Genomic DNA, 10,035 nt, shown 5'->3' with positions numbered 1-10,035 from the left:
GCGGAGGCGGGGGCGCCTGCGCAGGCAGGTCGTCCGTCGGCGGCACGTAGCCGGACGGCGGGACGGCGGGCGGCGGGGCCGCCTGCGCCCACTGCGGTGTCGCGTCGTACGGTCTCGCCGCGTCGACGGGAGGTGTGGCGGTCGCCGGCGCACCGGCGTCCTGGTCCGGGGTGTCGTCCTTGTCGGTCATGCCACGAGGTTGGGGCGGGCCGGTGTGCCCGTCCTCGGGGGCGACTGTGGCGGTGCTGTGAGGCCCCGGGCCGCGCCGGTCAGCCGACGCCGACGTCGTCGAGCGGCAGGGTCGCCGGGTCGCGGCCCTCGACGGGGTCGGTGGGAGGTTCGGTGACCGCCTGGGCGGGCAGCCTCGGGAGGTCGTCCGTCGCGGGTGGGGGTGCGTCGTCCTGGCCGTGCGTGGTGTCGGGCATGGGCGTGACGTGCCCCACGACGTCCCGTCGTATGCGCGCCGGGCGCGCTCGTTAGGCTCGCGACGTCAGCAGCCGGACACCGAGAGGACCACGATGTCGCAGCCCAGCCCGACCGCCGGGTTCAACGGCGTGCTCGGTCTCGAGTTCCCCGAGGTCGGGCCCGACAAGGTCGTGCTGACGTTCACCGTCGAGCCGCACCTGCACCAGCCGTACGGCATCGTCCACGGCGGCGTGTACTGCTCGGTCATCGAGACGGCCGCCTCGTACGCGGCCGCGATGTGGTTCGGCGACCGCGGCAACGTCGTCGGGGTGAGCAACCAGACCGACTTCCTGCGCGCCGTCCGCGAGGGCAAGCTCACGGCGACCGCGCTCCCGGTGCACCGCGGCCGGCTCCAGCAGCTGTGGGTCGTCGAGATCACCGACGAGCAGGGCCGCACGGTGGCGCGCGGCCAGGTGCGGCTGCAGAACATCGAGGACGCGTCGCGGCTCGGCAACTGACCCGCAGGCTCTGACCCGCGCGGGTGCGGAGGCGGGCTACCCCGCTGCGGCGCCCCGGGCCCGCAGCCGCCGCAGCATCCGGGCGTCCTCGAACCCGACGGTGCGCGCCGCGGCCTCGACGGTCGCCCCGTGCCCGATGAGGTGCTCGGCGCGTTCGAGCCGCAGCGCCTGCTGGTAGCGCAGCGGGGTGAGCCCGGTCGCCTCGACGAACTGGCGGGTCAGGGTGCGCTCGCTGACGCCGGCCTCGCGGGCGAGGTCGGCGAGCGGGAGCCGTTCGGCGAAGCGGGCGTCGAGGGCGTCCTGCACCCGGTGGACGGCGTCGCTGAGGTGGCTGCGATGGCGCAGCATGACGCTCGCCTGCTGCTCGTCGCCGTTGCGCCGCGCGAAGACGACCATCTCGCGGGCGACCTTCGCCGCCGCCGCGGGGCCGTGCCGGCCGGCGACGAGGTGCAGCGCGAGGTCGATGCCGCTCGCGATGCCCGCGGACGTGACGACGCGGTCGTCGGTGACGTAGAGGACGCCGTGGACGACGTGCGCCGCCGGGTAGCGGCGGGCGAGCTCGTCGGCGAGGTCGTGGTGGGTCGTGCAGCGTCGCCCGTCGAGCAGCCCCGCCCGGCCGAGGGCGTCGGCGCCCGCGCAGACGCTGGCGACGGTGCCGCCGTCCGCGTGGTGCCGGCGCAGTCGTTCCAGGGACGCCGGTTCGAGGTGCCCGGTGCCGCGCAGCCGCGGCGAGCGCCAGCCGGGGACGACGACCAGGTCGTCCGTCGTGAGCGCCGGCCAGTCGGTCCGCGCGGTCACCGGCAGCCCCTGGAACGTGCGGACGTCGGGCTGCTCGGCGACGTAGTGGAGCTCGTAGCCGAGCCCGAGGTCGGCGGCCGTGGAGAACACCTGCGCCGGGCCGGCGAGGTCCAGCAGGTGCAGGCCGGGGACGAGGAGGAAGACGATGCGCACGATCCGGTCAGTCTGCCATTCCCCCGTGCCGCTGCTCGGGCGGGATGCTCAGCCGAGGACCGCCGGAACCCCCACCACGTCGTCGACCGTGACGACGTCCGCGAACCGCCCGGCGAGCGCGTAGACGGTGCGCCGGACGATCTCGTCGGACTGCAGCGTCAGCGGGTCCGCGAGCACCTCGGCGAGGCTGCGGCCGGCCGGTGCGTCCGGGTGCTCGATCGGCGTCGTCGCCGTCGCGTCCACGACGAAGCTGACCCGGTAGCCGAGGTCGCTCGCGAGCCGGGCCGTCGTCTCGCAGCACTGCTCGGTGCGGATCCCGCAGATCGTCAGATCATGGATCTCGTTCTGCGTCAACAGGTGCTGGAGGTTCGTCGTCGTGAACGCGTTGTGCACGACCTTCGTGAGGACGGGCTCCCCGGCCTGCGGCTCGAGCCCGCTCATGAGCCGCACGTGCCCCGACGCGGGGTCGAACGGCCCGCCCGAGCCGGGTTCGCTGTGCAGCACCCAGACGACGAGGTCGGAGTTGTCGCGCGCGTGCTCGACGAGCCGCCCGACCCGCTCGACGATGTCGGGTGCGTTCGTGGCGGCCCAGGCCTCGCGCTGCAGGAAGGAGTCCTGGACGTCGATGACGATCAATGCTCTGCTCATGCCTTCAGCCTGCGCGGCGCGACCGGACGCCGGCCAGGCACGGACCGGCCCCGTCCCGGACCGATCCGGTCACGGGGTCGTGAGGTCAGAGCTCGGGTGCCTTCTCGTACACCGCGACGACCTCCGCGTCGACGGCCCGCGCCGACTCGTCCAGCCAGTCGGCGAACGCCTTGACCTGGTCGGCGTCCGCCGGGTCGAGCGCCTCGTGCCGCCACTGCGCGTCGACGACCTTCGCCGCGAGTCCGTACTCCACGACGGAGAGCCGGGTGTGCCGCGTCAGCACCCGCTGCACCTTGTCACCGGCGTTGAGAAACTTGTCGAGCGCGGTGAGCACGGCCGACATCGCCGCGAACGCCGCGGCCCACCCCGTCGTGAGGATCTCACCCAGCGCGCTGACCCCCGCCGCGGCCGCCGTCCCCACCGCCCCGATCCCTGCGGCCCAGTACAGCCCGCGCCACAGCCGCAACGACCGCCGCGCCGCGACCTTCTGCGCCGCGACGAGCCCCAACCGCTCCCGGAGAACCGCCACACCGTCACTCACGGCGAGATCCTCCCGCCACCGGGTACCCGCCGTCCCCCGAACGAGCGAACCCTCACGCCCGGGCGGCCGCCCCGGCCGGTCCGGTAACCTGGCACCGCGCCGGCCCGCCGGCGCCGCCCGGCCGCAGGCTCCTCGAGCCCGCCCCGAGCAGCAACGCCCTCGTAGCTCAGTGGATAGAGCATCGGTTTCCTAAACCGTGTGTCGGAGGTTCGAGTCCTCTCGGGGGCACAAGATCGCGGTGAACGCCGTTGCCTGGGCAGCGATGTCGGGGAGCACGTCTTCCAAGGCCGACGGCCGCGCTCCTTCGCCAGGCCCGAAATCGTGATGACAGCCCTCCCCGGGCTCCATAGCGTTGCGATCATGACTGCCGAACCGCCGAACCTCACGTGGCGGCCGATGGCCGTGTCCGACGCCGCGGCGATGGCCGACCTCCTGAACGCGGTCGACGCGGAGGACCACGTCTGGGGGCGGTACACCGTGGACGACGCGGCCGATGAACTGGGCTCGCCGATCATCGACCTCCCGACGGCCACGCTGGCGGTGTTCGACGGCCCGACGATGCTCGGCTTCTCGGCGGTCCACCACGAGCCGACGGCCGAGGTCGTCCACCGGACGCAGGCTGCGGGCGCCGTCCGCCCCGACCGTCGTCGTCAGGGACTCGGGACGACGCTCCTCCGCCACGGGCTGGAGACCGCCCGGACGCTGCACGCGCGGCACCACCCCACGCTCCCGCTGGTCGTCGAATCCGTCTACGGCGAGCATGTCGACGGGGCGGTCGCCCTGTACCGTGCGGCGGGCATGACGGCGACGCGCTGGAACCTGCACATGCGGCATCCGCTCGGCGCCGCCATACCGGTCGCCCCGGTCCCCGACGGCCTGCGGGTCGAGGGCTGGACGGCCGAGACCGACGAGGAGTTCCGCGCGGTCCGCAACGATGCCTTCCAGACCGACGGCTCGGCCCGGCTCGGTGCCGAGGAGTGGAAGGTGTGGGCCGTGAACGCGAACGTCCGGCCCGAGCTGAGCTTCCTGCTCCGCGACGTCCGGACCGGGACGGCGGCCGGGATCGTGCTGACCGTCTGCTGGGAGGCGGACACGGCGGCGACCGGGATCCGCGACGCGTACCTCGGGGTCATCGGCACGCGACCTGCCTACCGGAAGCGCGGCGTCGCCCACGCCTTGATCTCCCACACGCTCCGGGCCGCCCAGGACCAGGGTTACGGACGGGCCAGCCTCAGGGTCGACGCCGACAGCTCGAGCGGAGCGTTCGGATTCGCCCAGCGCGCCGGGTTCGTCACCCAGGACACCCAGGTCCACTACTGCATCGAGGGCTGACGCACGACCCGCCCCTCGGCGTCGGGCACCGTCCGGCACGTCTCGCAGGCGAGTCCGGCCCGTGACGGGCAGCATGACGTCCCATCGCGCACCGCGAGCGCGTCAGGAGGCTGGTGATGGTCGTGCGGCTGATGAACGACTACGGCTGCGACGTGCCCCTGTGGGGCGCCACGCCGGAGGAGCTCGGACTGTCCGATGCCGTTGTCGAGGAACTGCGGGCCTGGCAGCGGTTCTTCGAGGAGCGCTGCCACTGGGAGCACGGCTGGCGTGGCGCCGGAGATGCCGAGAGCCACGCGTCGGAGGGTCGACGTCTGAGGCGGTGGGTCCAGGCTGAGGCCCGGGTGCCCGTCGAGCTCGACCTCTAGTCGCAGAAGGTCACCCGGTCGATCCGTCGTCGGGGTCCTGCGTTCAGTAGCCGCTGTTCTCCGTCGCGTAGAGCGGTCTCGGTCCACAGCCGTGCAGGTAGCCCGAGCTGTGCACGCAGGTCGTGGCACCACGTGGTGACGTCGGCCAGGTCGGCGTGACCGAGGGCGTCCGGGACCATGGCGCCCGCTCGCTCGAACGCCGCGCCCCGCGACCGTCGGCCGCCGACGGTGCGGAGGGCCGGGGAGGAGGATTCTTCCTCTGGGTCAAGAACTCTGGCTCGGGCCGCAGATCTGCGGCCACGCCGTCCCCCACCACCTCGCGGACCGGAGCAGGCGGCTCCTCCCGACAGGTGCGCCCTCTCGGGGGCACAGGACCTGGAGGCAGTTGACCTGCCTGCGCTGCGCAACGTCGTCCGCCGGCTCCGGCCGCTGCGCTCAGCCACCATCGCCATCAACAGCCCCCAGCGGGACCGTGGCGTTGCAGATCCCGGCGGGTTCTCGGTTCGAGTCACCGGTACGGACCCTCAAGGAGTGCCGTCCGGCGGCCGATCCCCGAGCATGCGGCTACTCGCCCGGTTGAAGCGCGCCTGGTCCGAGCCGTCCGGGTGGAACGTGGTCATCGTGACCGTGCAGGTGGTGGTCGTCAACGCGTCGATCTCGTGGGCCGTGTGCGCCTCCGTGTACCGGATCTTCGACATCACGTTCCCGGCCGGGGCCGCCCACCACATCGCGTATCTGGCACCGCTCGTGCTGCCGGCCGTGGTGGCGCCTCTCACGACGGTCCCTCGGCTGCGCCTCTCGCACAAGTTGCACGAGGCGAACGAGGATCTGCGAAACGAGGTCGAGCGGCGGGAGGCACTGCAGCGCGACCTGGTGTACCAGGCGACGCACGATGCCTTGACCGCGGTGCTCAACCGACGAGGGTTCATCGAGCAGGCGACGACCGCGCTGCAGCACGGCGGGGTCCTGGTCCTCGTGGACGTGGACCGGTTCAAGGCGGTCAACGACCTGCACGGGCACGCGGCAGGTGACCAGGTGCTGCAGGCCATCGCCCGGATCCTGCGGGAGGTCGGCGCGCCAGGACTCACCGGGCGACTGGGCGGCGACGAGTTCGTGGTGCTGCTCCCGCCGGGTGACCTGTCGGCCGCCGAACGGATCCAGGCCAGCCTGTCGGGAGTGCCGCTGCCGCTGCCCGGTGGCCGGACCGTCGAAGTGTCCGCCTCGGTAGGGATCGCTCCCGTCGCTCCCGACGCGACGCTGGAGACCGCTCTGGCCAGCGCCGACGCGGGCATGTACGAGCGCAAGCGCGCCGGCCGGCACACCGTCACCGCCGACGACCGTCCCAGCCAGCAGCCACACGGCTGGCCCGGCGACTCCTGAGGGACAGGTCACGTGTGAGGGCGGGCTGAAGTCGCCGTCAGGCATCCGTAAGGAATTCCGCCGTCCGACCGACCAGACTGGCGCCATGACCCCTTGGCGCACCTCGTGGACCGCTGCATGCGGGATCGCCCTGCTGGCCCTGACGGCCTGCGGCGGAGCCGACGCGGCGGCCCCGGCTCCCGCGGCGGTGACCACCCCGGCATCACAGCCCGCCGCGCAGTCATCCCAGCCCGCCGCCGCCGACCCCGCAGGCGCGGGCAGCTACGTGGACTACGCGACGTACAGGAAGGACCCGACGGCCTACGCCGACGGCCGCGTCGTGCTGTTCTTCCACGCGTCCTGGTGCCCGAACTGCCGTCTCACGGAGAAGAACCTCACCGAGGACCCGGCGTCGATCCCGGCCGACCTGACCGTCGTCAAGGTCGACTTCGACACCGAGACCGACCTGCGGGCGAAGTACGGCATCACCCAGCAGCACACCTTCGTCGCCGTCGGTCCGGACGGCGCCGAACGGGCGAAGTGGACCGGGACCCACAGCGCCGCAGAGATCTCGAAGCGGGCCGTCTGACGTGCTGCTCGTCCTCGGGGCTGTCGTCGCGGGCATGCTCACCACGCTCGCCCCGTGCGTCCTGCCGCTGCTTCCCGTCATCGTCGGCCGGACCGCCGTGCCGCAGGTGTCGCCGGTACAGGCGGTGCCGGCCGTGCCGGCACCCCTGGTGGCCGGTCGCCCCGTGGACGCCGACGGGCCCGATCGCGGACTGTCACGCGCCCTCGCGGTGACGGCCGGCCTCGGTGCCTCCGTCATCGCGTTCACGTTGCTGCTCAAGGGCACCACCGCCTTCATCGGCGTGCCCCGCGAGGTGTGGCAGGTCCTCAGCGGTGGCCTGCTCGTCGCGATCGGTGCGACCCAGACGTGGCCGGGCCTGTGGGAGGGCGTGTCGGGCCGGCTCGGCCTGAACGAGCGGTCCGCGGGCGGCCTGGTCGCGGCGCGGCGGCACCGGGGCCGGCTCGGTGACGTGCTGACCGGGGCGGCCCTGGGGCCGGTGTTCTCGTCGTGCAGCCCGCTCTACGCCTACGTCGTCGTCACCGTGCTGCCGGCGTCCTTCGGCCGGGGGCTCGTGCTGCTGCTGGCCTACACGGCGGGGCTGTGCGCCGTCCTCCTCGCCATCGGCGTGTTCGGCCGCCGTGCCGTGCTGCGGCTGCGCTGGGCGGCCGACCCGCACGGCCGCCTCCGGCGGGTCTTCGGCCTCGTCCTGGTCGGGGTCGGGCTGCTCGTCCTCACCGGCGCCGACCACGCCGTCCAGACCTGGCTCGTGGAGAACTCGCCGGTCCGGCCGTGGGACCTGGACTCCGGTTTCCTTCCGCCCGAAGGCACCTGAGGTGCCAGGTCCGCCGGTGCGGCGCGGGAGCGTGGACGCCCGATCCGCTCCAGCCGACGGCGGGTCCGTCGTCCTCGTCGTCGAGGACGACCCGACGATCTCCGAGGTGGTCGCCGGGTACCTCACCCGCGCCGGTCACACGGTCCGTCGTGCTGCGGACGGCGTGACGGCGCTGCAGATGGCGCGCCGGCTTCCGCCCGACCTCGTCGTGCTCGACGTGATGCTCCCGGGGCTGGGCGGGCTCGAGGTCTGCGTGCGGTTGCGCGAGGCCCGGCCCGACCTCCCGGTGGTGCTGCTCACCGCGCTCGGGGACGAGGCCGACCGGCTGGCCGGTCTCGAGTCCGGCGCCGACGACTACGTCGTCAAGCCGTTCAGCCCGCGCGAGCTCGTGCTGCGCGTGGAGGCGGTGCTGCGGCGGTCCGTGCCGCGGGTCCCGGAACGGCGGGCCGGGGACCCGGTGCGGGCCGTCGGCGTGCGGCGCATCGTCAGCGGCGGGCTGGTGGTAGACCTGTCGGCGCGGACGGTGGAACGCGCCGGCGCACCCGTCCCGCTGGCGACGCGGGAGTTCGACCTGCTGGTCCAGCTCATGGCGCACCCCGGTCAGACGTTCGGTCGTGAGCAGCTGCTCCGCGAGGTGTGGGGCTGGGACTTCGGCGACACCGGGACCGTCACCGTCCACATCCGGCGGCTGCGCGAGAAGGTCGAGGCGGACCCCGCCGCTCCCGCGCTGCTCGTCACGGTGTGGGGCGTCGGCTACCGGTGGGCCGGCCTGTGACGCTGCCGGCGCCCGTTCAGGTGGCGCTGCTCGGCCTGGCGTGGTCGGGTGCGGTCGGTCTCGCCGGCCTGCTCGCGTTGCGGTTCCTGCCGCGCCGCTCCGTGCGGACCGACCTCGCCGGGGTGGCGGCGGTGGCGGTGGGCTCCCTGGTCGCCGGGCTGGTCGGCGCCGCGCGGGCGATGTTCCTGTCGGACCACGACCTCGCGGTGGTCGCGCAGCTCGCCGTCGTGGTGACCCCGATCGCGCTAGGGGTCGCGGTCGCCGCCGGGCGTACCGTCGTCCGGGACGTCACCGGACTGCGCACCCGCGCGGCGGCAGTCGCACACCTCGACGCGCCGACGCCTCCCGGTGCCGGACCGGACCGTCCCCGGCTCGCGGAGCTCGCCGCGATCGACGACGACCTCGTCGAGGCCGCCGACCGACTCACCCGCGGACGCATCCAACGCGACGCACTGGAACAGTCACGGCGCGAGCTGGTCGCGTGGGTGAGCCACGACCTGCGCACGCCGCTCGCGGGCATCCGCGCGATGGCCGAGGCCCTCGAGGACGGCCTCGCGCCCCACCCTGACGTCTACCTGCAGCGGATCCTGCACGAGGTGGACCGGGTCGGGCTGCTCGTCGACGACCTCTTCGAGCTGTCCCGCATCCAGGCCGGCGCACTCACCCTCGACGCGATGACGGTCGACCTCGCCGAGCTCGCCCACGGCGCCGTGGACGTCGTGGCACCCGCCGCGCGGCGGCGGGGGGTCCTCGTGGAACTCGCTCCGCCGCAAGGGGTGTCGCCCGTCCGGGTCGACCCGCGGACCGTCACCCGGGTGCTGTCCAACCTCGTGGCCAACGCCGTCCACTACTCCCCGGCCGGCGGGCGTGTCCTCGTGGACGTCGTCGCGTGCGACGGCCGGGTCGTCGTCGGGGTCGAGGACTGCTGCGGCGGCATCCCGGCCGAGGACGTGGCGCGGCTGTTCGAGCCGGGCTGGCGGGCGAACCGCTCCCGCACCCCTGCCTCGGACGTCGGCGGCGGGCTGGGGCTCGCGATCGCCCGCGGGCTGGCCCGGGCGAACGGCGGTGAGGTCGACGTGACCCCGCGCTGCGGCGCCGGCTGCCGCTTCGAGCTCGCGCTGCCCGCCGCACGCTGACCCGCCTGCGCTGCCGGCCGTTACGGAAGCCTTACCGAACCGCCGGAACGATGGATCGCCGTTCCGCGACGGCCGAGTGTGAGGCCATGACCTCGACCGCAGCCCCGGCCACGACGCCGGTCGGCGACAGCACCACGACGGTGGCCCGGTGGTACCCCGCGGTCGCCGGCGTCGCCGCGGCGTGCACGGCCCTGGGCGCCGGCGAGCTGACCACCGCCGTGCTCACCGTCGGCGGCTCGCTGGTCGGTGACGTCGGGTCCTGGTTCGTCGACCTCGCCGCAGGCTCGCTCAAGGACGTCGCGGTCGCCGTCTTCGGACGGCACGACAAGACCGCGCTCGTCGTCGGCGTCGTGCTCACGACCCTCGGGCTCGGCGCAGGGGTGGGCCTGCTCGCCCGGACGCGGCGCTGGGCCGGGGGAGCCGGCTTCGTCGCGTTCTCCGTCGTGGCCGCGGTCACCGCGACGTCGGCGGACCCGACGCGGGCCGGCGCGCTGTGGGCCGCCGCGGCGGTGGCCGCGGTCACCGGTGCCGGCACACTGCACGGGCTGCTGGCACTGCCGGGTCGCGGCCGCGGGGCGGGCGGCCGCGGCCCGGCAGTGCCAGCA

12 protein-coding genes, 1 tRNA gene and 2 pseudogenes are annotated in these 10,035 nt (G+C 74.1%); 10 read left to right on the top strand and 5 right to left on the bottom strand.

Annotated elements, in window-relative coordinates; translation table 11 throughout:
* Together ECOMGDLI_RS00350 and ECOMGDLI_RS34235 are read right to left on the bottom strand one after the other, a co-directional pair.
* Window positions 1–190, bottom strand: a pseudogene (locus ECOMGDLI_RS00350) (hypothetical protein); the annotation flags it as partial.
* 79 nt (window positions 191–269) lie between these two features.
* Window positions 270–425 carry a hypothetical protein gene (locus ECOMGDLI_RS34235; protein WP_158220801.1) on the bottom strand — a complete coding sequence of 52 codons (156 nt, stop codon included), beginning with the start codon at window positions 423–425 and terminating at the stop codon, window positions 270–272.
* A gap of 93 nt (window positions 426–518) precedes the next feature.
* Here ECOMGDLI_RS34235 and ECOMGDLI_RS00345 point away from each other — a divergent pair, with 93 nt between their 5' ends.
* On the top strand, window positions 519–923 hold the full coding sequence (locus ECOMGDLI_RS00345) for a PaaI family thioesterase (RefSeq protein ID WP_088312501.1): 405 nt from the start codon (window positions 519–521) through the stop codon (window positions 921–923).
* A 36-nt stretch (window positions 924–959) separates the two neighbouring features.
* Here ECOMGDLI_RS00345 and ECOMGDLI_RS00340 read toward each other — a convergent pair whose 3' ends face one another.
* The 3 genes from ECOMGDLI_RS00340 to ECOMGDLI_RS00330 all read right to left on the bottom strand — a co-directional run bounded on the left by ECOMGDLI_RS00340 (window position 960) and on the right by ECOMGDLI_RS00330 (window position 3,063).
* Window positions 960–1,877 (bottom strand): DJ-1/PfpI family protein, encoded by a 918-nt coding sequence (locus tag ECOMGDLI_RS00340; RefSeq protein WP_088312499.1) that lies wholly within the window; start codon window positions 1,875–1,877, stop codon window positions 960–962.
* 45 nt (window positions 1,878–1,922) lie between these two features.
* Window positions 1,923–2,522 carry a cysteine hydrolase family protein gene (locus ECOMGDLI_RS00335; RefSeq protein WP_088312497.1) on the bottom strand — a complete coding sequence of 200 codons (600 nt, stop codon included), beginning with the start codon at window positions 2,520–2,522 and terminating at the stop codon, window positions 1,923–1,925.
* Between the two features lie 85 nt (window positions 2,523–2,607).
* Window positions 2,608–3,063, bottom strand: a complete 456-nt coding sequence (locus tag ECOMGDLI_RS00330; protein ID WP_143447381.1) for a hypothetical protein — start codon at window positions 3,061–3,063, stop codon at window positions 2,608–2,610.
* Between the two features lie 155 nt (window positions 3,064–3,218).
* On the opposite strand from ECOMGDLI_RS00330, the gene ECOMGDLI_RS00325 reads away from it, so the two are divergent.
* The 9 genes and pseudogenes from ECOMGDLI_RS00325 to ECOMGDLI_RS00285 all read left to right on the top strand — a co-directional run.
* Window positions 3,219–3,291: transfer RNA gene (locus ECOMGDLI_RS00325), tRNA-Arg, on the top strand.
* A gap of 132 nt (window positions 3,292–3,423) precedes the next feature.
* A complete protein-coding gene (locus tag ECOMGDLI_RS00320; RefSeq protein WP_158220800.1) occupies window positions 3,424–4,395 on the top strand; it encodes a GNAT family N-acetyltransferase in 972 nt (323 codons plus the stop codon).
* A gap of 116 nt (window positions 4,396–4,511) precedes the next feature.
* Window positions 4,512–4,760 (top strand): hypothetical protein, encoded by a 249-nt coding sequence (locus ECOMGDLI_RS00315; RefSeq protein ID WP_143447379.1) that lies wholly within the window; start codon window positions 4,512–4,514, stop codon window positions 4,758–4,760.
* Between the two features lie 621 nt (window positions 4,761–5,381).
* Window positions 5,382–6,140: a GGDEF domain-containing protein gene (locus tag ECOMGDLI_RS34230; protein ID WP_158220799.1), complete on the top strand. Its 759-nt coding sequence runs from the start codon at window positions 5,382–5,384 to the stop codon at window positions 6,138–6,140.
* A gap of 85 nt (window positions 6,141–6,225) precedes the next feature.
* Complete coding sequence (locus tag ECOMGDLI_RS00305) at window positions 6,226–6,708, top strand: thioredoxin family protein (protein ID WP_088312487.1); 483 nt, start codon at window positions 6,226–6,228, stop codon at window positions 6,706–6,708.
* 34 nt (window positions 6,709–6,742) lie between these two features.
* Window positions 6,743–7,519, top strand: coding sequence for a cytochrome c biogenesis CcdA family protein (locus ECOMGDLI_RS00300; protein WP_198954396.1), 777 nt, complete (start codon window positions 6,743–6,745; stop codon window positions 7,517–7,519).
* Window positions 7,520–7,550: 31 nt separating this feature from the next.
* On the top strand, window positions 7,551–8,294 hold the full coding sequence (locus ECOMGDLI_RS00295) for a response regulator transcription factor (protein WP_198954395.1): 744 nt from the start codon (window positions 7,551–7,553) through the stop codon (window positions 8,292–8,294).
* Window positions 8,291–9,430, top strand: coding sequence for a cell wall metabolism sensor histidine kinase WalK (locus ECOMGDLI_RS00290; protein WP_198954394.1), 1,140 nt, complete (start codon window positions 8,291–8,293; stop codon window positions 9,428–9,430). Before ECOMGDLI_RS00295 ends, ECOMGDLI_RS00290 begins: the two co-directional genes overlap by 4 nt.
* 86 nt (window positions 9,431–9,516) lie before the next feature.
* Window positions 9,517–10,035: pseudogene (locus tag ECOMGDLI_RS00285) on the top strand (hypothetical protein); the annotation flags it as partial.

It is taken from the genome of Kineosporia sp. R_H_3 (assembly GCF_002198675.1).
In the GTDB taxonomy this organism is placed as follows: domain Bacteria; phylum Actinomycetota; class Actinomycetes; order Actinomycetales; family Kineosporiaceae; genus R-H-3.
This window is presented reverse-complemented; position numbering and strand designations above follow the sequence as displayed.